Annotated in this window: 22 protein-coding genes; 11 read left to right on the top strand and 11 right to left on the bottom strand. The window is 71.5% G+C overall.

The features are described 5' to 3' along the window. Positions 1–30: 30 nt before the first annotated feature. Positions 31–1098, top strand: a complete 1068-nt coding sequence (locus tag ACAX67_RS11660; RefSeq protein ID WP_370704012.1) for an adenosine deaminase — start codon at positions 31–33, stop codon at positions 1096–1098. A 150-nt stretch (positions 1099–1248) separates the two neighbouring features. On the opposite strand, the gene ACAX67_RS11655 is transcribed toward ACAX67_RS11660, so the two are convergent. The 3 genes from ACAX67_RS11655 to ACAX67_RS11645 form a co-directional block, all read right to left on the bottom strand. Beyond that, the gene (locus ACAX67_RS11655) at positions 1249–2601 is read right to left on the bottom strand and encodes an HNH endonuclease signature motif containing protein (RefSeq protein WP_370704011.1); all 1353 of its coding nucleotides are present in this window, start codon (positions 2599–2601) and stop codon (positions 1249–1251) included. A gap of 79 nt (positions 2602–2680) precedes the next feature. Continuing rightward, positions 2681–3211, bottom strand: a complete 531-nt coding sequence (locus ACAX67_RS11650) for a cysteine peptidase family C39 domain-containing protein (protein ID WP_370704010.1) — start codon at positions 3209–3211, stop codon at positions 2681–2683. Further along, positions 3195–3836, bottom strand: coding sequence for a uridine kinase family protein (locus ACAX67_RS11645; protein ID WP_370704009.1), 642 nt, complete (start codon positions 3834–3836; stop codon positions 3195–3197). Before ACAX67_RS11645 ends, ACAX67_RS11650 begins: the two co-directional genes overlap by 17 nt. 166 nt (positions 3837–4002) lie before the next feature. Between ACAX67_RS11645 and ACAX67_RS11640 the strand changes: the two genes are divergently transcribed. Next, complete coding sequence (locus ACAX67_RS11640; protein WP_370704008.1) at positions 4003–6108, top strand: CARDB domain-containing protein; 2106 nt, start codon at positions 4003–4005, stop codon at positions 6106–6108. Positions 6109–6180: 72 nt separating this feature from the next. Here ACAX67_RS11640 and ACAX67_RS11635 read toward each other — a convergent pair whose 3' ends face one another. Genes ACAX67_RS11635 through deoC form a run of 3 tightly spaced genes read right to left on the bottom strand, consistent with a single transcriptional unit; the run spans position 6181 to position 9502 of the window. Next, positions 6181–7050: an aldehyde dehydrogenase family protein gene (locus ACAX67_RS11635; protein ID WP_370704007.1), complete on the bottom strand. Its 870-nt coding sequence runs from the start codon at positions 7048–7050 to the stop codon at positions 6181–6183. Then, positions 7050–8528 (bottom strand): aldehyde dehydrogenase family protein, encoded by a 1479-nt coding sequence (locus ACAX67_RS11630; RefSeq protein WP_370704006.1) that lies wholly within the window; start codon positions 8526–8528, stop codon positions 7050–7052. The genes ACAX67_RS11635 and ACAX67_RS11630 overlap by 1 nt, the downstream gene beginning before the upstream one ends. Before the next feature lie 2 nt (positions 8529–8530). Further along, positions 8531–9502, bottom strand: coding sequence for a deoxyribose-phosphate aldolase (gene deoC / locus ACAX67_RS11625; protein WP_370704005.1), 972 nt, complete (start codon positions 9500–9502; stop codon positions 8531–8533). 76 nt (positions 9503–9578) lie between these two features. On the opposite strand from deoC, the gene ACAX67_RS11620 reads away from it, so the two are divergent. After that, entirely contained in the window at positions 9579–10157 is a 579-nt protein-coding gene (locus ACAX67_RS11620; protein ID WP_370704004.1) for a hypothetical protein, read from the top strand. Between the two features lie 16 nt (positions 10158–10173). On the opposite strand, the gene ACAX67_RS11615 is transcribed toward ACAX67_RS11620, so the two are convergent. Next, complete coding sequence (locus tag ACAX67_RS11615) at positions 10174–10446, bottom strand: DUF3253 domain-containing protein (RefSeq protein WP_370704003.1); 273 nt, start codon at positions 10444–10446, stop codon at positions 10174–10176. A 63-nt stretch (positions 10447–10509) separates the two neighbouring features. Further along, entirely contained in the window at positions 10510–12183 is a 1674-nt protein-coding gene (locus ACAX67_RS11610) for a phospho-sugar mutase (protein ID WP_370704002.1), read from the bottom strand. 113 nt (positions 12184–12296) lie between these two features. Between ACAX67_RS11610 and ACAX67_RS11605 the strand changes: the two genes are divergently transcribed. From ACAX67_RS11605 to ACAX67_RS11585, 5 genes are read left to right on the top strand one after another with little or no spacing between them, the layout of a single operon-like run. Continuing rightward, positions 12297–13400 carry a hypothetical protein gene (locus ACAX67_RS11605; RefSeq protein ID WP_370704001.1) on the top strand — a complete coding sequence of 368 codons (1104 nt, stop codon included), beginning with the start codon at positions 12297–12299 and terminating at the stop codon, positions 13398–13400. Next, positions 13400–14284: a LamG domain-containing protein gene (locus tag ACAX67_RS11600; RefSeq protein WP_370704000.1), complete on the top strand. Its 885-nt coding sequence runs from the start codon at positions 13400–13402 to the stop codon at positions 14282–14284. Before ACAX67_RS11605 ends, ACAX67_RS11600 begins: the two co-directional genes overlap by 1 nt. A 21-nt stretch (positions 14285–14305) precedes the next feature. Beyond that, positions 14306–14743 carry an SRPBCC family protein gene (locus ACAX67_RS11595; protein ID WP_370703999.1) on the top strand — a complete coding sequence of 146 codons (438 nt, stop codon included), beginning with the start codon at positions 14306–14308 and terminating at the stop codon, positions 14741–14743. Further along, positions 14740–16323 (top strand): long-chain-fatty-acid--CoA ligase, encoded by a 1584-nt coding sequence (locus ACAX67_RS11590; protein WP_370703998.1) that lies wholly within the window; start codon positions 14740–14742, stop codon positions 16321–16323. Before ACAX67_RS11595 ends, ACAX67_RS11590 begins: the two co-directional genes overlap by 4 nt. Before the next feature lie 9 nt (positions 16324–16332). Next, a complete protein-coding gene (locus ACAX67_RS11585) occupies positions 16333–17790 on the top strand; it encodes a sulfatase family protein (RefSeq protein ID WP_370703997.1) in 1458 nt (485 codons plus the stop codon). A gap of 7 nt (positions 17791–17797) precedes the next feature. Here ACAX67_RS11585 and ACAX67_RS11580 read toward each other — a convergent pair whose 3' ends face one another. From ACAX67_RS11580 to ACAX67_RS11570, 3 genes are read right to left on the bottom strand one after another with little or no spacing between them, the layout of a single operon-like run. Next, positions 17798–18607: a purine-nucleoside phosphorylase gene (locus ACAX67_RS11580; RefSeq protein WP_370703996.1), complete on the bottom strand. Its 810-nt coding sequence runs from the start codon at positions 18605–18607 to the stop codon at positions 17798–17800. A gap of 27 nt (positions 18608–18634) precedes the next feature. Next, entirely contained in the window at positions 18635–20104 is a 1470-nt protein-coding gene (locus ACAX67_RS11575) for a YncE family protein (RefSeq protein ID WP_370703995.1), read from the bottom strand. A 30-nt stretch (positions 20105–20134) separates the two neighbouring features. Further along, positions 20135–20587 (bottom strand): gamma-glutamylcyclotransferase family protein, encoded by a 453-nt coding sequence (locus ACAX67_RS11570; protein WP_370703994.1) that lies wholly within the window; start codon positions 20585–20587, stop codon positions 20135–20137. Between the two features lie 34 nt (positions 20588–20621). On the opposite strand from ACAX67_RS11570, the gene lpdA reads away from it, so the two are divergent. From lpdA to ACAX67_RS11555, 3 genes are all read left to right on the top strand, one after another. After that, positions 20622–22022, top strand: coding sequence for a dihydrolipoyl dehydrogenase (gene lpdA, locus ACAX67_RS11565; protein WP_370703993.1), 1401 nt, complete (start codon positions 20622–20624; stop codon positions 22020–22022). Positions 22023–22287: 265 nt separating this feature from the next. Next, positions 22288–22992 (top strand): hypothetical protein, encoded by a 705-nt coding sequence (locus tag ACAX67_RS11560; protein ID WP_370703992.1) that lies wholly within the window; start codon positions 22288–22290, stop codon positions 22990–22992. A 175-nt stretch (positions 22993–23167) separates the two neighbouring features. Beyond that, positions 23168–24535, top strand: coding sequence for an NAD(P)H-quinone dehydrogenase (locus tag ACAX67_RS11555; RefSeq protein ID WP_370703991.1), 1368 nt, complete (start codon positions 23168–23170; stop codon positions 24533–24535).

Genomic DNA, 24535 nt, shown 5'->3' with positions numbered 1-24535 from the left:
GGGAAGAATGTCGGCATGGAACCTACAGGCATGCCGACCACCGACGACCTGAGGTCCGCGCCGAAGGTGCTCCTCCACGACCACCTCGACGGTGGGCTACGGCCCGCGACGATCGTCGAGCTGGCCGCCACGATCGGACACGAGCTGCCGGCGACGGACCCCGCAGCCCTGGGGACGTGGTTCACCGAGGCCGCCGACTCGGGCTCGCTGGTGCGCTACCTGGAGACCTTCGAGCACACCGTCGGCGTCATGCAGACCCCCGACGCGCTGACCCGGGTCGCCCGTGAGTGCGTCGAGGACCTCGCCGCCGACGGGGTCGTCTACGCCGAGATCCGCTACGCGCCCGAGCTGCACGTGCAGCACGGGCTCCGCCTCGACCAGGTGGTCGCGGCGGTGCAGGAGGGATTCGACCAGGGGGTCGAGGCCAGCGGACGGCGGATCGTCGTGCGCCAGCTGCTCACGGCCATGCGCCAGGCGGCGCCGTCGCTGGAGATTGCCGAGCTCGCGATCCGCTATCGCGACCAGGGCGTGGCCGGCTTCGACATCGCGGGCCCGGAGGCCGGCTTCCCGCCGACCCGCTTCCTCGACGCGTTCGACTACGTGCGCCAGGAGAACGGCCACGCCACCTGCCACGCCGGCGAGGCCTTCGGGCTGCCGTCGATCTGGGAGGCGGTGCAGTGGTGCGGCGCGGACCGGCTCGGCCACGGGGTGCGCATCATCGACGACATCGCCGTCGCCGAGGACGGCACCGCCAAGCTGGGCCTGCTCTCCTCCTACGTCCGCGACAAGCGCATCCCGCTGGAGATGTGCCCGTCGTCGAACATCCAGACCGGGGCTGCGCCCTCGATCGCCGAGCACCCGATCGGGATGCTCGCCGACCTCCGGTTCCGCGTCACGGTCAACACCGACAACCGGCTGATGAGCGGCACGTCGATGACCCGAGAGCACCAGCTGCTCTGCGAGGCGTTCGGCTGGGGCCTGGACAAGGTCGAGTGGCTCAGCGTCAACGCGATGAAGTCGGCCTTCCTGCCCTACGACGAGCGCTACCGGCTGATCATGGACGTCATCAAGCCCTGGTACGCCGACCACCGGGGGTGAGGTGGCGAGGGCCCGAGTCCGGGCCGTTGACCGCGATCGTCGAACACCCATCGACCCGTGCAGCGCGGCGGTTGCCGTACCTGGTCCTTCCGATCAGCGCTCGGGCATGCCGATGGCCCCGCTGGCGGGCGGGGTCATCGGGTGGGTGGGTCAGTGTTCGGGGAAGCCGGGGTCGGCCCAGGGTGATTCGTCGTGTCCTGGATGTCGGTCGTGTCCGCCCGGTGGTCCGAGAGGATGGGTGCCAGAGTCGCCCACCAGGAAGCTCCGGCCGTTGCGCGATCGCCAGTAGTAGAGGCCGGGTCTGATGACCTCGTAGGTCCAGTAGTCGAAGGTCTTGGCGCGGTGGTGGCGCCTGCAGAGGGGGACGAGGTTGGACGGGCAGGTGGGCCCGCCCTTGTCGTGGGGGATGGCGTGGTCGAGGTCGCAGGCCTCGGCCTTGCGGGTGCAGTACGGCGCCCGGCAGGTCGCGTCGCGGAGCTCGACGGTGCGGCGGTGTCGGTCGGGGATCTCGTAGGAGTCGACGGGCTGGTGGTCGTTGAGGTCGACCACGGGCCGCACCAAGACCTGGGTCCCTCGGGTGGCAGCCCATCGGCGGACCTGTTCGAGGAGGATCGGCTTGTTGGTGGTGCCGAGCCGACCCACATTGCTCGATCTGCTCGACCCGACGGCACCAAGGGCGGTGGCGGTGACATGGATGACGAGCTCGAGCCGCTTGCCCTTCAGGGTCTTGGTGACCTCCCCGGTCCGGGGGTCTGCGACGGGGAGGTCGAGGGCGAGGTCGCCGCGGGCGATCTCACCCATCGCCATCGAACGCCGCACGTCCAACGGCTCCTCACAACCGGAGAGTCGGAGCTCCTCGGCACGTCGCGCGACGGCCTCCTCCAGGCTCAGAGCATCGGCCGTGTCGAGGACCGCGGTCTGGTCGACGACCCCGTCGAGGGTGGCACCGTCCAGGTGAAGGGTGCAGTGCCGCCGGTCGGCAGCATCCTGACGACGCTCCTCAGCGGTGTCGGGGTCAAACCGGGCGACCGCCTCGGCCACGAGCCGGTCGACCTGAGCCCAGGTGCAGCCCGGGAGCGCGAAGCCGAGGTTGCGGTCCACATAGGTTGCGGCCTCCGCGGACAACACCCGGGTCAGGTCGGCGACCCGCAGGGCCTTCCAGACCGGGACCTTCCCCGCGATCACAGCGTCACGAATGGTCGGCAGACGCCAGCCGCACTCGATGACCTTCCCGACGTAGTCACGCCCGGAGTCCAGCGACCGCTCCAAGGTGGCAGACAGCTCACCGAGGGCGAACTCGGAGACCAAGGGTGCGCCGGGCCCCGCGATCGGGATCCCGGTGTCGACGTAGGAGTCCCGGATGGTCGCGGCACCGGCAGGGTCGTCGACCACGTTCGCATCGGCCCACGCGATCAGGTGGTCGAACTCCTCGACCTCCGCGCGTCGACGAGTGGCCACGTCGGTGGCGAGGTCGTCGAGGAGCTGGGCGGTGGTCCGGTTCATGTTCGATACTCAACACGAGGGGTCCGACACAACCCCGTGCCGCCGCGGGTCCTGGGGAAGGGTCCGGACGGCCGCCGGCTCAGACGACGAACCAGAAGTGCGACCACCCGGCGACCTCGACCCGGTGGGAGGCCCAGCGGTCACGGGGCACGGTGACGGTCTCGCCGCGAGCAGGGTCGAACACGCGGACGGCGTCCTCGTGGCGCACCTCGTCGAAGGCCAGCACCACGTGGCGCGGGAGCCAGCGGCTGCCGAGGTAGACGGCGACCGGCCGGCGACGGACCTGCTCGGCGAGCACCTCGAAGCCGATCCCGGGACGGGGACGGACGTCGACGGCGGCGATCCGCTCGCGACCGACGAGGTCCGTGAGGGTGTTGGCGACCGCCCACGGGGGAGTGCCGAGGCGGCGTGGCCACGGCACCTGGAACCGGTCGCGTGCGCTGTGCGTCGAGGTCAGGCGCCGGTGGGTCGCCGCGATCTCCGCGGGGAGGTCGTCGGGACGGTAGCTCGGCTCGAGCAGCATCCGCGCCGCCACCATGGCCGTAGGTCCGCACGAGACGGAGTCCGGCTGCCGCAGGGTCGCCGGCGCGACGTCAGCGGGCCAGTCCACGCTCGTCCTGGCCGTTGCGCGGGTGGGTGGCCAGGATCTCGTCGTACGCCCGGTCGCCGGAGGCGACCCGACAGCCGGCGTCGACCGCGCGGCGTACGACGTCACGCTGGGCACGCGCCAACGCGAGCCCCCGGCGCAGCAGCACCAGGGGTGGCTTGCGGTGCTCACGGAGGTCGCGGTGCAGTCGTCGCCAGAAGGTCAGTGCGGGGTGCTGGGTGACGCAGTAGGCCGCCTCGAGCACCCCGGCGTCCCGGCAGGCCCGGACCACGTCGGGGGCGAAGATGCCCTCGGCGCAGAACACCTGTGCACCGCCGAGGGCGAGCCGCTGGGCGCCGGTCCGGCGGCTCTCGGAGATCGAGTACACAGGCACGTCGGTCGTGCCGGTGCGGCACAGCTCGACGAGCGCCGCGACCGCGTCGTCGCGGTGCCAGCTGTCGGGGTCGTCCCAGTCGACGAGCCCCGCGTTGCTGCCCTCCGAGATCCGTGGCAGCCCCGCCTCGTCGCCGTCGCGGTAGAAGTCGTCGAGACGCAGCGTCGGCCACCCGAACCGCTGTGCGAGGCGCTCCCCGAGCCGCGACTTGCCGGCTCCCGAAGGGCCGGCGAGCACGATGACGCGAGCGGGCATCGGCCCAGCCTAATGGGGGCCGGGCGCCGTCCGCGCCCAGCCTCCCAGCACCCGATCCTGTGAATCTCCGCAATACCGAGACAGGGCCGGGTGCCCGGATCACGATGTGAGGACCTGGCACACACCAGGTGAAGGCCTCTCCCCCCTCGCTGCAAGGGCGCTTGCCATGAACCGACGTGTCGTCCCCGTCATCGCCGCACTCGCGGCCGTCCTGGCCACCGTCCCGGGCGGGCCGACCCCGGCGGCGCACGCCGCCGGCAAGCCGGACCTGGTGGTCAAGACGGTGGGCCTGAAGGCGCACTCCGTCGCGGCCGGTGGTGTGGTCAGGGTCAGCGACACGACCAAGAACGTCGGCTCCGGCAAGGCCGGGGCGAGCAGGACAGCCTTCTACCTCTCGACCGACCAGAAGCGGTCGAAGGGCGACCATCGCATCGGGACGCGCCAGGTCGCGCGTCTCGGCGCCGGTGCCCACAGCACCGGCACGACGACGCTGACCGTGCCGGCCACGACGAAGGCACGGGCCTACTGGGTGATCGCGTGCGCCGACGACGGGAAGAAGGTGACGGAGTCCAAGGAGGGCAACAACTGCCGGACGTCGACCGCCCGGCTCACCGTCACGGCGGGGAGCCCGGGAGTCTTCCCGCAGACGCCGGACCCGGCGCCGCCGGTGACAGCGACGGACGACGCGGGATTCGCCACGGTCCTGAGCGGCACGTACAGCCCCGTCCTCGGCCTCGACCTCACCGCCTACGACGCGGCCGGCACGACGAGCTATCACCTGCACCTGCCGGGCGACTTCGGTGACCAGAACCGCGGTGCCGCGCTGCAGGGCCACGTCGACGTCACGATGACCGTCTTGTCGTCGGTGTCGGGCCTGCCTTCGGGAACCTCGTTCCTCGCGGGCGTCCGGCTGGAGCCGGAGGGTCTCCAGCTCGCCAACCCCGGGACCCTGACCATCACCGGTCCCGGCCTCACTTCGGGCAACCTCCAGCGCCAGACCGGCGCCGTCTTCAACACCGGGGGCACGGACCTGTCGATGTCGCCGATCCTGCCGCCGAGCGAGGGCGGCAGCTCCGGACCGGACGTCGCCGTGCTCTCCATCTCGCACTTCTCGTCACCAGTGGTGCTGGACGCCAGCGCCGCAGGACGTCAGTACCTGCTCGCCCACCCGCCGGCCCGGGTCCTCGAGCAGCTCCAGGCCAAGGCCGCCGAGCTGTTCCGGTCCGAGCGGCTCAGTGAGCTGGCCGGCGGAAGTGCCGACCCGAGCGTGCTGCAGGACGTCCAGTCGCTCTACGACGACTACTTCGACCACCAAGTGGTGCAGGAGCTCAACGCGGCCCTGACGGACGACAAGATCGCCAGCACGGCCCTCGACGACGCCTTCCGCTGGGAGCGCTTCACGCTGCTCAACGGCGGCAAGCCGGGCGCCCGCGGAGACCTCCTCGCCACGCTGTTGCCGAAGATCGTCAAGAACGCCATCGACAAGTCGTGGGCGCGCTGCGCGGTCGACCACCACCTCAGCGACATCATCATCCTGCTCGGGATCGCGAGATGGGCAGACGTGCTGGGAGCGCCGACGCTGGGATCCGACGCCTACGGCAAGGCACTGGCGTGCGGACACTTCCAGGCCAAGGTGGCCCTCGACGTCACGCACAGCTACCACTACCCGGCTCACCAGGTCGGCACGTTCTCCCAGGACGTGGAGGGCCACTGGGCCACGCAGCAGGCGACCCTCGACATCGGCCTCTTCGACAGCACCGTCACGTCGCCGCTCCAGTACGACACCGGTCAGCTGGCGTACTCCGACGTGTGGAAGGACTACGAGGGCACCTCGGACTGTCCGGTCTTCGTGAGGGAGACCGACCTGACGTCGACCGTGAACGGCACCGTGAAGGCATACCTCTTCGTGGACATCAACCCCTACGAGGTGCCGCCCGGTGGGCAGCAGCCCCCGGTGCAACCGGGCAAGCTGGTACTGACCTTCGCCGGCGCCCACGAGACCTATCACGAGCACTACACCCAGTGCGCCACGGGCTCGAGCGACTTCGACTTCCCCGGCCTCCTGGGCTACGCGCAGTCGGCCTTCCAGCAGGCGTCGACCCCCTACAGCGACAAGTCCCTCAAGATCCCGATCGACCCGGCCGGACAGGTGGGTGCGACGCTCTACAACGACGTCTTCCAGCGCACGTGGGACAACCACCAGTTCCTGCACGAGGTCGACTCGGCCGCGGCCACGGTCACCGTGGTGCACAAGCCCGACCCGACGCCCTAGGCGCGACGTCGCCCTCGACGATCCGAGTCCGCGTGGGGTGGCGCCGTTCGGCTACCGCTGCGTGCGGGTGACTCAGACGCCGATCGGGTGCCAGACCGTCTTGGTCTCCACGAAGTCGGTCATGGTCGACAGGGCCGGCGCGACGGTCCAGTCGGGCTCGGCACCGGGCGCCCGGCGTACGCGCTTGAGGTTGTCGGCGGCCGCGACCTCCAACGTCACCGCCAGGTCGATGTCGCCCGCGACGCCGCAGACGTCGATCGCGTTGACGTCCATGTGCGCGGCCAGCCAGGGGCCGAGCGTCGCTGCGTCACCGGTGAGGAGGTTGACCACCCCACCCGGCACGTCGGAGGAGGCGAGCACCTCGGCGAAGGTGACGGCGGGGAGGGGTCGACCGTACGACGACACGACGACCGCCGTGTTGCCGGTGACGATGACCGGGGCCACCACGGACACCAGGCCGAGCAGGGACGACGACTGCGGGGCGAGCACGCCCACGACGCCGGTCGGCTCGGGAGCCGAGTGGTTGAAGAACGGTCCGGCGACCGGGTTGGCGTTGCCGACGACCTGGGCCAGCTTGTCGGCCCAGCCGGCGTACCAGACCAGCCGGTCGATGGCCTCGTCGACCTGGCGGCCGGCGGCGGCGGCCGTGCCGCCCTCCGACTGCTGCACGGCCTGCACGAACTGCGGCCGCCGGTCCTCCATCACCTCGGCGATGCGGTAGAGGATCTGCGCCCGGTTGTAGGCCGTGCGGCCCGACCAGCCGGCGAACGCCTTGCGGGCGGCGACGACCGCGTCCCGGACGTCCTTGCGCGACGCCAGTGCGGCGTTGGCCACGAACTTCCCCTTGCTGTCCTGGACCTCGTAGGAGTGGCCCGACTCCGAGCGCGGGAACGCGCCGCCGATGTAGAGCTTGTAGGTCTTGCGGACCTCGATGCGCGCCATCAGGCACCTGCCTTCGTGTCGTGCTCGAGGTAGGCGGCGAGACCCTGGCGGCCGCCCTCGCGGCCGTAGCCGGACTCCTTGTAGCCACCGAAGGGGCTGGCCGGATCGAACTTGTTGAACGTGTTGGCCCACACCACGCCGGCGCGCAGCTCGTTGGCCATGTGGAGGATCCGGGAGCCCTTCTCGGTCCACACGCCTGCCGAGAGTCCGTAGGGGGTGTTGTTGGCCTTCTCGAGCGCCTCGGACGGCGTCCGGAACGTCAGCACCGACAGCACCGGGCCGAACACCTCCTCGCGCGCGATCCGGTGGGCCTGGGAGACGCCGGTGAAGACGGTCGGCGGGAACCAGAAGCCCGCGCTCGGCAGCTCGCACGGCGGCGACCACCGCTCCGCGCCCTCCTCCTCGCCGATCTCGGCGAGCGCACGGATCCGGCCGAGCTGCTCGGCGGAGTTGATGGCGCCGATGTCGGTGTTCTTGTCCAGCGGGTCGCCCACGCGGAGCGTGCCCATCCGGCGCTTGAGCTTCTCCATGACCTCCTCGGCGACCGACTCCTGCACCAGCAGCCGGGAGCCCGCGCAGCAGACGTGGCCCTGGTTGAAGAAGATGCCGCCGACGATGCCCTCGATGGCCTGGTCGATGGGGGCGTCGTCGAAGACGATGTTGGCGGCCTTGCCGCCGAGCTCGAGGGTGGCCTTCTTGTCGCTGCCTGCGATGGCGCGAGCGATCGCCTTGCCCACGTCGGTCGAGCCGGTGAAGGCGACCTTGTCGACATCGGGATGGGAGACGAGGGCCTGCCCCGTGCCGCCGGCGCCGGTGACGATGTTGACGACACCCGGCGGCAGGTCGGCCTGCTGGCAGATCTCGGCGAAGAGCAGCGCGGTCAGGGGCGTGGTCTCCGCCGGCTTGAGCACGACGGTGTTGCCGCAGGCGAGAGCGGGCGCGATCTTCCAGGCGAGCATCAGCAGGGGGAAGTTCCACGGGATGACCTGCGCGGCGACGCCCAGCGGCTGCGGGTTGGCGCCGAGCCCGGCGTACTCCAGCTTGTCGGCCCAGCCGGCGTAGTAGAAGAAGTGGGCCGCCATGATCGGTACGTCGACGTCGCGGGCCTCCCTGATCGGCTTGCCGTTGTCGATCGACTCCAGCACGGCGAGCTCGCGGCTGCGCTCCTGGATGATCCGGGCGATCCGGTAGAGGTACTTCGACCGCTCCCGGCCGGGCATCCGCGACCAGGCGCGGAAGGCACGGCGGGCCGCTCGCACGGCCAGGTCGACGTCGGCCTCGTCGGCCTCGGCGATCTCGGCGAGGGTCTCCTCGCTCGCGGGGTTGATCGACTTGAAGGGCGAGCCGTGGCCGTCGACGAACTCGCCGTCGATGAAGAGGCCGTAGGACGGCTTGATGTCGACGATCGCACGCGACTCGGGTGCGGGCGCGTAGTCGAAGATGTTCGAGGACGGGCTGGTGGGCGCGGAGGTTGCCATGATCAGTCCAAGGTGAAGTAGTCGGGGCCGCTGTAGCGGCCGGTGGCGAGCTTGGTGCGCTGCATCAGCAGGTCGTTGAGGAGGGTCGAGGCCCCGAACCGGAACCAGTCGGGCGTCAGCCAGTCGGGACCGGTGACCTCGTTGACCATCACGAGGTGCTTGATCGCGTCCTTGGCGGTGCGGATGCCGCCGGCGGGCTTGACGCCGATCTGCACCCCGGTCGCCTCGCGGAAGTCGCGCACCGCCTCGAGCATGACGAGCGTGACCGGCAGGGTCGCTGCGGGCTGCACCTTGCCGGTGGAGGTCTTGATGAAGTCGCCGCCGGCCATCATGCCGAGCCAGGAGGCGCGCCGTACGTTGTCGTAGGTCTGCAGCTCGCCGGTCTCGAGGATGACCTTCAGGTGGGCGTGCGTGCCGTCCGAGCGCCGGCAGGCCTCCTTCACCGCGACGATCTCCTCGAAGACCCGCAGGTAGTGGCCGGCGAGGAAGGCGCCGCGGTCGATGACCATGTCAATCTCGTCGGCGCCCGCCTCCACGGCGTCGCGGGTGTCGGCCAGCTTGATGTCGAGGGCGGCCCGACCGCTGGGGAACGCCGTGGCGACAGCCGCGACGTTGACCCGGTCACCGACGATCGCCTTCACGTCGCCCACCATGTCGCCGTAGACGCAGACGGCGGCGACGGAGGGGCAGGTCGGGTCGGCCGGGTCGGGGCGCAGCGCCTTGTTGGCCAGCGCGCGCACCTTGCCCGGGGTGTCCTGCCCCTCGAGCGTGGTGAGGTCGACCATCGTGATGGCCAGGTCGAGCGCGTAGGCCTTCGCCGTGGTCTTGATCGAGCGGGTGCCGAGGCCGGCGGCGCGCGCTTCGGCGCCCACCTGGTCGACGCCGGGCAGGCCGTGGAGGAAGCGACGCAGGGAGGCCTCGCTCGCGGTCACGTCGGCGTAGGCCGCGAGGCCGGGGGAGACGATGGCTGACATCCACCCAGCATAAGGTTGCGAGGTCGCGAGGATGTAACTCTGCGAGCAGCAGGGGGAGGACGACCGGGAGGACGACATGGCCGACGAGCAGACCGAGTGGCTGACGACGTGGGGCGGCCGGATCATGGGCATCATCGGCCTGGCCTTCGTCGCACTCGTCGCACTCGCCGGGATCACCGGGTGGGGTGGCGACTACCACCCCGCCGCCTACGCGGTCTGCGCCCTGGTCGCCGTCGGTCTCTGGCTCACCATGCTGCGCCCGGCGGTGGGTCTCCGGCCCGACGTCCTGCTCCTCCGCAACCCGCTCTCGACGATCAGCGTGCCGCTCGCGGCGATCGAGCAGGTGGCCGTCGGGCAGTTCCTCGCCCTGCTCGTGGGCGGACGCCGGCTCACCAGCACCGCGGTCGGCCGGGGACGTTTCGCGGCCCGGCGCGACGACCAGCTCGGCGAGACCAGCTCGCAGCGCTCCTTCGGTGGGCTGGTCGAGGTGCGGTTGCAGCACCGGGCCGCCGACGCCCGGTCGGCCCAGGGGATCGAGCTGCGCTCCGAGGAGCAGGAGGCGCTCGCCGCCGCCGTACGACGAGAGCCGGCGTGGCTCGAGATCGGTGCCCTCGTCGCCAGCGTCGTCGCGGTCGTCGTCACGTTCCTCGTGTGACGCGGCGCCCGCGGCGTCACCCGGCGTCGTGCGACCCCACCCTCCGGACGCGGATCGGACCGCGTGCCGTCCCCGGGTCGACGACCTCGCCGCCCTGGGTGATCACCACCTCGCCCGCTGCGACCAGCCGGCGCGCGGCCGCCCGGGCGGGCTCCATCAGCTCGCGCCAGGACTCGTCGTCGGGTCGCACGGCGCGGGCCGCCTCCGACACGCAGATCGTCTTCCCCTCGTCGCGGTGCGCGAGCAGGTCGAGGATCGCCGTCTCGAGCGCGGCGTCGACGTCACTCATCCCTCGATGGTGCCACCGGCACCCCTGCCGCAGCGCCCGCACCGTAGGAGCGTCCGCTCCCGGCTAGAGCCCGAGGGCGCCGCCGATGTCGGACTTGAGGGCGGCGAGGGTCCGGCCGGCGGCCTCGCGAGCGGTGGCCACGTCGCCGTCGGCGACCGGCAGGACGACCTCGAGGTAGCACTTGAGCTTGGGCTCGGTGCCGCTCGGCCGGACGATCACCCGGGCGCCCTCGGCGAGGTGGTAGCGCAGCCCGTCGGTGGGCGGGAGCCCACCGGCGCCGGTCGAGAGGTCGTCGGTGCGCTCGACGGCGAGCCCGCCGAGGGAGGTCGGCGGGGTGTCGCGGAGCCGGGTCATGGCGGTGCCGATCTGGGAGAGGTCGGACACCCGCACCGACAGCTGGTCGGTCACGTGCAACCCGTGCTCGACGGCGATGTCGTCGAGGAGGTCCTGGAGGGTGCGGCCCGCGGCCTTCGCCTCGGCGGCCAGCTCGCACAGCAGCAGCAGCGCGGAGACGCCGTCCTTGTCCTTCACGTGCTCGGGGTCGACGCAGTAGCCGAGCGCCTCCTCGTAGCCGAAGGCCAGCCCCGGGAGGCGGCCGATCCACTTGAAGCCGGTGAGGGTCTCGACGTACTCCTGGCCGGCGGCGGCCGCCAGCTTCCCCAGCAGGGACGAGGACACGATCGAGGTGGCGTAGGTCCCCTCCTTGCCGCGCTTCAGCAGGTGGGAGGCGAGCAGCGCGCCGACCTCGTCGCCGCGCAGCATCCGCCACCCCTCGGACGTGGGTACGGCGGCGGCACAGCGGTCCGCGTCGGGATCGTTGGCGACGACCAAGTCGGCGTGGGTGCGCTCGGCGAGGGCCATCGCGAGGTCCATCGCACCCGGCTCCTCCGGGTTGGGGAAGGCGACGGTCGGGAAGTCCGGGTCGGGGTGCTCCTGCTGCTCGACCACCTGCGGCGCGTCGAAGCCGGCGGTCTCCATCACCTGGGCGACCGAGCTGCCGCCGACGCCGTGCAACGGGGTGTAGACCGTGGCCAGGTCGCGGGGGCCGTCGTCGGCGAGGCCGGCGACGGTGTCGAGGTAGGAGTCGACGACGTCCTCGCGCAGCACCCGACCTCCGTGGGCGTCCAGCGGCAGCCGCGGCACGGAGGCCAGGGTCCCCACGGCAGCGATGCGGGCCGCGATCTCGCCGTCGGCCGGCGGCACGATCTGGCTCCCGTCGCCGAGGTAGACCTTGTAGCCGTTGTCCTGGGGCGGGTTGTGGCTCGCCGTCACCATGACGCCGGCGACGCTGTCGAGCTCGCGGATGGCGTAGGCCAGCACGGGGGTCGGCAGCGGGCGGGGCAGCAGCAGCGGGACGAGCCCGGCGCCGCTCATGACCTCCGCGGTGTCGCGGGCGAACACGTCGGAGTTGTGGCGCGCGTCGTACCCGATCACCACCGTGCTCCCCGTGGCCGCGCCCTTGTCCCGCAGGTAGGCGGCCAGGCCGGCGGCGGCGCGGATCACCACGACGCGGTTCATCCGGTTCGGCCCCGCGCCGAGCGCACCCCGCAGGCCGGCGGTGCCGAACTCGAGCGTGCCGCGGAACCGGTCGGCGAGGTCGGCGGCGTCCTCCGCGGACGCGCCGCCCTCGACCCGCGCGACCAGGTCGCCGAGCTCGGCGCGCGTCTGCTCGTCGGGATCCTCGGCCATCCAGCCACGAGCGCGGGTCAGCAGGACGTCGACGTCGGGAGATGCCATGGCCCGCACGTTAGTAGGAAGCGGTCGCTGAAGCGTCAACCACTTCCCGCGAACGCCTGCGAATCCGCCGCCGTCGTGGCACCGTGGAGGTTCCCTCTGGAGGTTTCGCTCACATGAATCACAAAGCCGTGGCCATCGGGTGGCTACCGGTCCTCGGGCTCGTCGCGGCGATGTTCGCCTTCGCTCCCAGCAGCGAAGGCGCCGCGCAGCGCGCGTCCCTCGACGTGACGCCCGGCGCCGGGTGGTACGGCGGCACGCCCGCCCACTGGGTCGGCACCCTCGACTACAGCACGGGCTCGCCGCAGAAGATCCACCTGCAGCGCACCGGGAAGCTCGGCTCGGCCTGGGCGGACGTGGAGAACTCCAACGTCGGGTCGACCGACGCGCGCGGGCACTTCGACTTCTGGTTCCCCTCGCCGGCCATGAACGCGGTCTACTTCCGCGTCGTGAGCGGCAAGGGCGCGAGCCCGGCCCACCACTTCACGAGCAAGCACCAGGATGCCGACGTGCGGGTCTACGAGACCCTGACGCCCGACGGCGTGCCGGCTCTGGACGAGACGATCGCCGAGGGCATCGCGGTCAAGGGCGAGGGCTTCACGCTCAAGGTCGACACCGTGCACGGCGCGAAGGGTGAGAACAAGCCGCCCCTCCCGGGCCGGCTCATGACGCTGCAGCGACGGACCGGTCCCGGCGCGTGGACCGACCTGCTGCGAGGCACCCTGGGCAAGGACGGCGCGATCACCTTCGACGGCGTCGCCGACCTCAAGCAGGTCGCCGGCGACTACCGGGTGCGGATGGAGAAGTACATCCCGGCCAACGCCGGCCAGTGCGTCGGTCAGCAGCCGTGCGAGATCGGGGAGTTCTTCACGTTCCCCTACCACCTGAAGGTGGTGGACCGTCCGGCGTCGCCGCTGGGCGTCTCGGCGAAGGCTCCCGCGCCCTCGACCGTTGATCTGTCGTGGCGACCGGTGCCAGGGATCGACCACTACGTGGTCGCCCGCACCTTCGGCGGTGGCGCGCCTGGCTACCGCGGCGAGATCGCCCGGCCGCTGGCCGGCGACACGTCGTACACCGACGACCTCGGGCCGTTCTCCGGGGGGAGCACGGTCAGCTACACGGTGTTCGCGGTGAGCAGTGACGGCGTCTACAGCCTCGTCGGCGATGCCCACGACACCGTGACCACACCGCCCGACCCGAAGACGGGAGGGGAGCGGTGATGAAGGCACTCACCCGGGGCCTCGCCCTCCGCGTCGCCGTGGCGGCGACCGCGCTCGTCGTCGGCCCGGCCGCCCTCGCGCCCGGCACCGCCGAGGCGCCGACGCACACGACCCGAGCCGCCCAGCTGGCGGGGGACGGCGCCACCGCGGGCCAGAAGTTCCAGTGGCGTTTCGTCCAGTGGGACTACGCCTGGGAGTTCGGCGAGTCCTTCGACAGCGCGGCCTACCGCGGCCAGTCCCGCCGGGGCGGCACGTGGGAGGAGTACACCGACGGCAGCGGCCGCGTCGTGAAGTACGGCGGCGGGGTGGAGTTCCACAGCGGCGTGATCCGCAACAAGCTCGACGCGCCCGACTACGGCACCAGCATGCTCACCCTGCACGGCAAGGGCATGCAGCAGGGCCGTTGGGAGATCAAGGAGCGCGCCGACACCCCGGACGACCTCAGCCCCGGCAAGGACTACCGCTTCATCATCGAGCTGGTCCCCGAGGACGGGTCCGACGCGTGCGCCAACAACATCCGGATCGCCGAGGTCTCCCCGAGCAACGGGACGCTGACGATCGGCGCCAAGACCTCCGGCGGCAGCTGGGCGCGCACGCTCACCGGCTACCCGCAGAGCACGAGCAACGGCTACGCCTACGGTCTGGAGATCACCGGCAAGCGGATCACCTGGTTCCTCAACGGCCAGGTGATCGGGTCCCTGGGTGCGAGCGCCGCGCGGCCGACGGTGCCGATGACGGTGCGCATGCGCCTGGTGGGCGCCGACCGCAACGTCGAGATGAACAAGTCCGTCGTGAAGATCGACTGGGTGCGCGGCTACAACCTGAAGAACGGCAAGGTCGCGCCGACCACGCCCGCCGTGCGCACCGGCACGTATGCCTGCTGAACGGTAGGACAGGATTGCGGCGTGCAGGCGTCGTACTCCTTCCGTGCGTCCTGGGTGACCCCGGCCGCGCCCTCCGCGGTCGCGGAGACCGTCCTCGACCTCGAGCACTACCCCGACTGGTGGCCGCAGGTGCGCGCGGTCGCCAGGCTCGGCCCCGACACGGCGCGCGTGCTGTGCCGCTCGGTGCTGCCCTACACCCTCGACCTGGTGCTCGACGCCGTCTCCCGCGAGGCGCCCCGGTTGGAGGTCGCCGTCAGCGGTGACCTGGAGGGCTGGGTGCGCTGGACCCTGGCCCCGGTCGAGGGCGGCACCCGCACCGACTTCGAGCAGGAGGTGGCCGTGACCGGTGCCCTCGCCGCGGCGTCGCTGGTGGCGCGACCGCTCCTGCGCTGGAACCACCACCGGATGATGCAGGGCTGCGAGGAAGGCCTGCGGGCCCGGCTGGAGGCCGTGCGATGACCGCGCCGGCGACCGTCCGCGACCTGCTGCTGGCCCACGCCGACAGCACCGCACCGGGGCTGGCGTTCGAGGACCGCACCTGGACCTGGCAGGAGTACGTCGGCGCGTCGGCCGCCCGGGCCCACGTGCTGAAGGACGTGCTGGCCCCGGACGCCCCGCCGCACGTCGGCCTGCTGATGGAGAACATCCCTGAGATGGCGATGGCGATCGCCGCGGGCGCGATCGGCGGTCACGTCAGCGTGGGCATCAACGCCACCCGCCGGGGCGAGGCGCTCGCCGCCGACATCCGGCGGGCCGACTGCCAGGTGGTGCTGACCGACGGCGAGCACCTGCCGCTGCTCGACGGTCTCGACCTCGGCGTCCCGGTCGTGCTGACGGACGACGCGGAGTGGGCGGACCGGGTCGCGGCCGCCCCGCGCACCACCGACGGCTTCCCGGACGCCGATCCCTCCGACACGTTCATGCTGATCTTCACCTCGGGCACCAGCGGCGACCCGAAGGCCGTGCGGCTGACCCACCGGATGCCGGTCTTCGCGGGCACCATGCTGGTCGAGCGCTTCGGGCTGACCGCGGAGGACGTCTGCTACTGCTCGATGCCCCTCTTCCACAGCAACGCGATCGCGGCGGGTTTCGCGCCGGCCGCGGCCGCGGGCGCGACGCTCGCCCTCGCGCGCAGGTTCAGTGCGAGCGGGTTCCTCGCCGACGTACGGCGTCACGGGGCGACGTACCTCAATTACGTCGGCAAGCCGCTCGCCTACGTCCTCGCCACCGCCGAGCAGACCGACGACGCGGACAACCCGCTGCGGGTGGCTTTCGGCAACGAGGCGTCCGACCGCGACATCGCCGAGTTCGGCCGGAGGTTCGGCTGCGTCGTCGCGGACGGGTTCGGCTCGACCGAGAACGCCGTGGTGGTCACCCGGGTGCCGGAGACGCCGCCGGGCTCGATCGGCCGCCCCGCCGAGGGCGTCGCCGTCTACGACCGCGCGACCGGCACCGAGTGCCCGCGCGCGATCGTCGACGACACCGGTCGGGTGACCAACCTCGATGAGTGCGTCGGCGAGCTGGTCAACACCACCGGCGCGGGGTTCTTCGCCGGCTACTACAACGACGAGGCGGCGACCCGGGAGCGGATGCAGGGAGGGATGTACTGGTCCGGCGACCTCGCCTACCGCGACGCCGACGGGTTCGTCCACCTCGCGGGCCGCACCTCCGACTGGCTGCGCGTCGACGGCGAGAACCTGGCGACCGCGCCGATCGAGCGGATCCTGCTGCGTCACGCCGCGATCAGCCAGGTCGCGGTGTACGGCGTCCCCGACCCGCTCGTCGGCGACCAGGTCATGGCCGCGCTGGTGCTCCGGGACGGCGCGCAGCTGGCTCCCGAGGAGCTCGAGGGCTTCCTGGGCGAACAGCCCGACCTGTCACCGAAGGCGTGGCCGGCCTACGTCCGGCTGTCGAAGGAGCTGCCGAGCACGGCGACCAACAAGGTCCTCAAACGTCAGCTGGCGGCGGAGGGCACGCAGACCGACGACGCGGTGTGGGTTCGGCGAGATCGGCACCGGGACTACCACCCTCTCGGCTAACTTCTTCGGGTGAGGTCGACGAGGGGCGCGGTCGTTGCCGCGGTGATCGTGCTGGTCGCCGTCGTGACCAGCGCCTTCGCGAGCACCCGCGGGCCGTCGCCGTCACTGGCCAAGGACTCCGCTGCCGCGCGCCGGCCCAACATCGTGCTGATCCTCACCGACGACATGCGGACCGACGAGCTGCAGTACATGCCGAAGACCCAGCGCCTCCTGGTCGACCAGGGGGTCAGCTTCACCCACGCACTGTCGCCCCACCCGCTGTGCTGCCCGGCACGCGCGGAGCTGTCGTCGGGCCAGTACGGCCAGAACAACGGCGTGCGCCACAACGACGGGCCGTTCGGCGGGTTCAAGGCGCTGCTCCAGCCCGACCAGAACATCGGGCGCTGGCTGAAGGCGGCGGGCTACCGGACGTCGTACCACGGGAAGTACCTCAACGGCTACGAGCACGCCCGCCCGCTGCGGGCGCCCGAGGGCTGGACGATCTGGGACGCCCAGCTCAGCGGCATCTACACCTACGAGCGGGGTCGCTTCTTCAACGGCGACCGCGTGCGCCACCAGTACGTGACGCGCACCATGGAGCAGCGCTCCGACGACGCCTTCGAGCAGTTCGCGCGGAGCAACCGGCCGTTCTTCACCGTGATCAACCACGTCGCGCCGCACGTCACGCTGCAGGCGCCGCACCTGCCGGTGGCGCAGCAGAAGTACGCCGACCTCTACAGCGACCTCCGGCCGCCGGTCTTCGACTCACCGGCCTTCAACGAGCGGCGGGTGGGCGACCTGCCGAGGTCGATGCGCAAGCCGAGGGTCGGTCGGGCGTGGACGGCCAAGCTCTTCCGTGCCCGGCTGCGCGCGCTGCGGTCGGTCGACGACGCGGTCGCGCACACGGTCCGCGAGCTCGACCGGCTGGGCGAGCTCGACAACACCTACCTCGTCTTCACCTCCGACAACGGCTTCGCCCTCGGCGAGCACCGCCTGAAGGGGAAGAACTACCTCGTCGACCAGGTCCTCGACGTGCCGCTGGTCATCCGCGGTCCCGGCTACCACCCGGGCACGGTGGACGACACGCCGGTCACGCTGGTCGACCTGGTCGCGACCTTCGCCGACTGGGGCGACGCGCTCCCGGGGCAGCGGGTCGACGGCATCAGCCTCGAGCGGATGCGGGCGCACGACAGGCGGCTCCGCGACACGATCCTGGTGCAGACCGGCGACCGGATGCGCGACTCGACCCCCGGGTGGGCCTACCGGGGCGTCACCACCGACCGCTACCTCTTCGGCTATCGGGCCGGCCAGCCGCGCAAGGGCATCCTCTTCGACCGCAGGACCGATCCCGACGCGCTGCACAACCGGTTCTGGGACCGCGACTACCGGCGGGTCCGCAAGGCACTGACCCACCGCACCGCGGTGCTGTCGCGATGCAAGGGCGGCGGCTGCAACCGGGTCTTCGGGCCGTTGCCGCCGGTGCGCTGAGCCGCGCTCAGATGCGGGGCACGACCCGGGTGAGCAGCTCGCCCATCCGGGTGGCCGCGGCCCGGCCCGCCTCGAGCACCTCGGCGTGGTCGAGCGGCGCGCCGCTCATGCCCGCCGCCAGGTTGGTGACCAGGCTGATGCCGAGGATCTCCATCCCGGCCTCGCGGGCGGCGATGGCCTCCAGCGTGGTGCTCATGCCGGCGAGGTGACCGCCGATCGCGCGCACCATGCCGATCTCCGCGGGCGTCTCGTAGTGCGGCCCGGGGAACTGGCAGTAGACGCCCTCGTCGAGGGAGGGGTCGATCTCCTTGCAGATGCCGCGCAGGCGGCTGGAGTAGAGGTCGGTCAGGTCGACGAAGTTGGCGCCCTCGATGGGCGACTTGCCGGTCAGGTTGATGTGGTCGCTGATCAGCACCGGCGTGCCGGGCGTCCAGGTCTCCTTGAGACCGCCGCACCCGTTGGTGAGCACGATCGCGCGGCAGCCGGCCGCTGCCGCCGTACGCACGCCGTGGACCACGGCCGCGACACCCTTGCCCTCGTAGTAGTGGGTGCGGCTGAGGAAGACCAGCGCCTGCTGCCCGTCGGGACCGCCCACGCGGACCGAGCGGATCTTGCCCGAGTGGCCGGCGACCGCGGCGGCGCTGAAGCCCGGCAGGTCGGTGGTGTCGATCTCCGCGGTGGTCTCGCCGAGCATCTCGGCGGCGGGGAGCCAGCCGGAGCCGAGCACGAGCGCGATGTCGTGCCGGGCGGTGCCGGTGAGCTCCGCGAGTCGGGCGGCCGCCTGCTGGGCGAGGTCGTACGGCGAGGGGTCGGTCACGTGGAGGAGGTTAGCCCGCGACGGTCGTCACCACTGCGCGATCGTCGACTCCGGCACGTAACCGTGCCGGACCCGCTGCGGGTGGTTGCCGACGCCGTCGAAGGCCAGCTCCTCGCCGGTGGTGGTGTCGAGCACGGCCACCGCGTCGCTGCCGCTCAACGAGATCCAGCAGGTGTCGTCGAGGCCCTCGGTGGTCCAGTACGGCTTGTCGTAGGCGTGGCCGGTGGAGGCCTCGTCGTAGTAGGTCGCGGTGCCCGTTGCGACGTCGACCAGGGCGGCGTAGTCGTCCATCGTGCCGGCGACGCAGAGCGTGGTGCCGGCGCTGTTGATCGACAGGCCGTGGTGGGCGGAGTCGTTGACGTAGAGGTCGCGCGGCATCGTGGGCACGCGGTTCTGCAGGTTGACGATGCCGACGACGCGTCCGGTCGACGGCTCCGGCATGCCGCGGAGCGTGTAGTCGGCGTGGCCGTTGAGGTCGGGAGCCTGGGTGTCGAACTTCACGTAGCCGTGGAAGAACGACACCTGGAAGTAGACGTAGCGCCCGCCGGGCGCGATCGCCATCGGACGCACGGCGCTGCTCATGTTGGGGTAGCCCGCCTCGGCGAGCTCCTCGCCGATGTCCCAGCGCTTGAGGATCGCGAAGTCCTTGGCCCGCACGATCTCGAACCAGCGGTCGCCCTTCACCGAGTCGCTGAGCGGGTCGAGGATCGCGTCGAGCGCGGCGGTGCCGTCGCCGGGCGTGTAGACCTTGCCGATCGAGGCGTGGAAGATCTCGCTGCCGCGCTTGGCGTAGTTGCTCTCGTGCGGCGTCTCACCGGACTCGAACGTCCGCAGCCGGTCGCCCATCTTCACCGGGGTGCCGTCGGCGAGCGTCTGGTCGACCATGGCGTACTCGATGACCTGCCGCGACGTCGAGTCCGACACGAGCAACCGGGTGCCGCCGGGGGAGAGCGCCATGTGGTCGCTGCGGTAGCCGTCCATCGGCTGCTCGCGCACGATCGATCCGGGCAGCCCGAGCGTGGCCTTCTTGATGTCGATCCAGACCACGTCGGCGAAGCTCGGGCGCGACACGGCGAGGTAGCGACCGTTGCGCGTGGTGAACATGTCGTCGACGAACTGGTCGTGGCCCTCTCCCGGGCCGACGCGGATCGCGAGGAAGAGCGCCAGCTTCACCGGGTTGAGCCGGATGTCGCGCAGCTCCTGGGCCTTGTCGGGGACCAGGTCGACGCCCTTCTTCAGCACCTCGTAGGTGCGTGCGTCCACGATGCTCGCCGTGCCGTCCCAGTTGTTGCCGACCCACATCACGTCGCGGAGGCCGCGAGGCAGCGGTGCGTCGAGGTCCTCGCGCGGCGCGAGGTCGCCGGCGTGCCGCTCGGTCGCGGTGGACGCGGCGGTCGGGGAGGCCGAGGCCGGCGCGTCCGGGGTGGGTACGGCGAAGGCAGCGACCGCGGCCGCGAGGGCACAGCCGATCGAGGCGAGACGGGGGAGCGGCGTCATGCGGGTCCAACGACGCCGCAGTGGGCCGGGTTACAGGCCGGTCGACCGGCACGCCCGCCGGCGCAGTGCGGCCACGTAGTCGGCCGGCGCGTCGGCCGCCTCCGCGGCGTCGGCGAGCACACCGAGGTACGAGGCCGACGGGAGGCCGCCCTCGTAGGCGTCGAGCACGTAGGTCCAGGCGACGACCGAGCCGGTCAGCGTGGCGACCCGCACCTTGGTCTTGCGGTAGAGGCCGGAGTCGGCCGACTCCCACTGGTCGAGGAGCGGCTCGTCCTGCGTGCTCACGTCGTAGAGCGCGACGAAGACCTGCTCCAGAGGGTCCTGCACGATCGTCGCGAGCGAGCCGTCCCAGCCGTGCTCCTCGCCCCCGAAGGTGAGTCGCCATCCGGTCAGCCAGCCCGTGGTCTGCAGCGGCGAGTGGGGGCACCGCTCGCCCATCCGAGCCGGATCGAGGTTGGTCCCATACGCGGCGTAGGTCGGCACGGCGTCAGGTTATCCGGCTGAGTAGGCTCGCCTCGTGAGCACGCACTTCGATGTCCTCGTCCTCGGTGCCGGCCCCGGTGGCTACGTCGCCGCCATCCGCGCCGCCCAGCTCGGCAAGTCGGTCGCCGTGGTGGAGAAGAAGTACTGGGGCGGCGTGTGCCTCAACGTGGGCTGCATCCCCTCGAAGGCGCTGTTGAAGAACGCCGAGCTCGCCCACACGCTCAACCACGAGAAGGACAAGTACGGCATCGAGGGCGACGCGACGATGTCGTTCGGGCCGACGCACGCGCGCTCCCGCAAGGTCAGCGAGGGGATCGTCAAGGGCGTCCACTACCTGATGAAGAAGAACAAGATCACCGAGATCGACGGCTGGGGCACGCTCACCGGCCCGAAGGCGGTCGACGTCGAGCAGGACGGCAGCACGACGTCGTACACCTGCGACAGCCTGATCATCGCCGCCGGCGCGACCGTGCGCCTGGTGCCCGGCGTGACGCTGAGCGACAACGTCGTCACCTACGAGGAGCAGATCCTCGACTCAGAGATCCCCGGCTCGATGATCATCGGCGGCTCCGGCGCGATCGGCGTCGAGTTCGCCTACGTGATGAAGAACTTCGGCGTCGACGTGACGATCGTGGAGTACCTCGACCGGATGGTCCCCACCGAGGACGCCGACGTGTCCAAGGAGCTCCTCAAGCACTACAAGAAGCTCGGCGTGAAGGTGCTCACCTCGACCGCGGTGAAGAACGTCGAGGACACCGGCTCCGGCGTCAAGGTAACCGTCGCGCCCGCCTCGGGCGAGGGCGAGGAGCAGGTGCTCGAGGCCGACAAGTTCCTCGCGGCCTTCGGCTTCGCTCCGCGCGTGGAGGGCTACGGGCTCGACGCGGCCGGCGTGAAGCTCACCGAGCGCGGTGCCGTCGAGATCGACGACTACTGCCGCACCAACGTCGAGGGCGTCTACGCCATCGGCGACTGCACCGGCAAGATGATGCTGGCCCACGTCGCCGAGGCGCAGGGCATCGTCGCCGCTGAGACCATCGCCGGAGCCGAGACGATGCCGGTCGAGTACGACTTCGTCCCGCGCGCGACCTACTGCCAGCCGCAGATCGGCTCGTTCGGCTACAGCGAGCAGCAGGCGAAGGACAAGGGGTACGACGTCAAGACCGCCTCGTTCCCGTTCTCGGCCAACGGCAAGGCCCAGGGCCTCGGCGAAGGGGTCGGCTTCGTGAAGATCGTCGCCGACGCCGAGCACAACGAGATCCTCGGCGCCCACATGATCGGCCCCGACGTCACCGAGCTGCTCCCCGCGCTGACCCTGGCCCAGAAGTGGGACCTCACCGCCGACGAGGTCGGCCGCAACGTCTTCGCCCACCCGACCCTCACCGAGGCGGTCAAGGAAGCGATCCACGGCATCGCCGGCCACATGATCAACCTGTAGCCGCCGTCCGGGCGCCCGCGGCTCCGCCCGCGCCGCGCGCCCGCCCGCCCGCGGCGCGCGCCCGCTGTAACTCAGTGTTCGGTCCGCTCCCGCGGCGCAACGATCGCCTCCTCGGTGCTGTGACCGGTCACAGCACCCAGGGAGTACGACGACCACCGAGGTAGTGCCCCCGAGCCGGGCCGAGCCGAGCCGAGCCAGGCCGAGCCAGGCCGAGTTGAGTACGCGTGCTCATCCCTCGAGCCCCCGCGCCGGCGACCCTGGACGCATGAAGGAATTCCGTCCGCTGGTCGTCGGCAGCGTCATCACGTCGTTCTCGATCGCCGCTCTGCTCGGCATCGGAGCCCTCGTCGGGGCGGGGTCGTTCGGCGACACCGAAGCCCGGATCCTCCTGACGACCGTCGTCATCGGGATCGAGTCGATGGCGATGCTCTGCTACCTGGCCCTCGACGGCCACCGGCTCGCCCTCGTGGGCTGGCTCGGCGCCGCCGTCTCCGCCGCCGCCACGATGGCTGCTCTGGCGATGGTCTGGGGTGATGACCTCGGCGACACGTGGCAGCTGATGCTCTCGGCCACCATCATCGCGTTCACGCTCGCGCAGGCGTCGTTGCTGATCGCCCTCGTCGACGGGACCGGTCGCGAGGGGGCTCTCGTGGGCACGCTCGCGACGGCCGGCGTGGTCGCGCTGATGCTTGTCGGCGCGGTGATGAACGACGAGCTCCCCGGCGGCGGGTTCTGGCGGCTCCTCGGGGTGCTCGCGATCCTCGACGTGCTCGGCAGCGTGACGCTGATCGCCCTCGGCGCGTTCGGCCGCGCGGTCGACCGGCCGGGCCGCACCGCGCCGGCGGCCGTCCCTGACGACTGCGCGGTCGACGCCGCGCTGCGGACCCGCGTCGCCGCCGCCGCGCGCGAGCAGGGCACCACGCCCGCGCGGATCGTCAACGCTGCCGTCGAGGCCTACCTGGCGCGGTGACCGGGCGCGGGGAGCTACCTGGGCGTTGGGTTCGCTCCCTCGGCGCTGTGACTGGTCACAGCACCCAGGGAGTGGTCGTTGCCCCGCGGGAGCGGACCGAACACTGAGTTACAGCGACCACGTCGCCGCGGGAGCAGCCCCCAGCATCGAGGCCAGCCCTGCAACAATGACCGCCATGTCGAGCGTGGTCATCATCGGGGGCGGTCCGGGCGGCTACGAGTCGGCCCTGGTGGCTGCCCAGCTGGGCGCGGAGGTCACGGTCGTCGACACCGACGGCATCGGGGGGTCCGCGGTCATCACCGACTGCGTGCCGAGCAAGACGCTGATCGCCACGGCCGAGGTGATGACCGAGTACGCCGCCGCGGGGGAGCTCGGCATCCTGAGCGACCCGCCGACGGTCGACCTCCACAAGGTCAACGAGCGGGTGAAGAGCCTCGCGCTGGCGCAGTCGGCCGACATCGCGCGGCGGCTGGAGCGCGACGGGGTGCGGGTCGTGCGCGGCCGGGGGCGGCTGGACGGTCCGGGCACCGTGGTCGCCGAGCTGGCGGACGGCGGTTCGGAGACGCTGGCGGCCGACGCCGTGCTCATCGCAACGGGGGCCGCGCCGCGCACGCTGCCGACCGCAGTGCCCGACGGAGAGCGGATCCTGACCTGGGAGCAGGTCTACGACCTCACGGAGGTGCCGACCGAGCTGGTCGTCGTCGGCTCCGGCGTGACGGGCGCGGAGTTCGCGAGCGCCTACCTCGCACTCGGGATCCCGGTCACCCTTGTCTCCTCCCGCGACCGGGTGCTGCCCGGCGAGGACGCCGAGGCGGCGCAGGTGTTGGAGGACGTGCTCACCCGGCGTGGCATGAACGTGCTCCCGCAGTCGCGGATGGAGTCGGTGACCCGGGCGGGCGACGTCGTCACGGTCCGGCTCACCGATGGCCGGGAGGTCCAGGGATCGCACTGCGTCCTCGCGCTCGGCTCGGTGCCCAACACCGCCGACCTCGGCCTGGAGGAGGCGGGGGTCGTCACCGGCGACGGCGGCTTCATCAAGGTCGACCGCGTCTCCCGTACGTCGGCGCGGGGGGTCTACTCCGCCGGTGACTGCACCGGCGTGCTGATGCTCGCCTCGGTCGCCGCGATGCAGGGCCGGATCGCCATGTGGCACTTCCTCGGCGACAGCGTCCAGCCGCTCGACCTCAAGCAGGTCTCGTCCAACGTCTTCACCTCGCCCGAGATCGCGACCGTCGGGTGGTCGCAGAAGGCGATCGACGCGGGGGAGATGCAGGCAGAGACGGTGATGCTGCCGCTCTCGGGGAACGCGCGGGCCAAGATGCAGGGCGTGCGCGACGGCTTCGTGAAGGTCTTCTGCCGTCCAGGGACGGGCATCATCGTCGGCGGCGTGGTGGTCGGGCCGCGCGCCAGCGAGCTCATCCACCCGCTCTCGCTCGCGGTCGCGGAGTCGCTCACGGCCGACCAGCTCTCGCACGCGTTCACGGTCTACCCGTCCATGAGCGGGTCGGTGGCAGAGGCTGCGCGGCGCCTCCACCGGTTCTGA

Source organism: Nocardioides candidus, assembly GCF_041321175.1.
In the GTDB taxonomy this organism is placed as follows: Bacteria; Actinomycetota; Actinomycetes; order Propionibacteriales; family Nocardioidaceae; genus Nocardioides.
The sequence above is the reverse complement of the archived record's forward strand: the minus strand, read 5'-3'. Positions and strand labels throughout refer to the sequence as shown.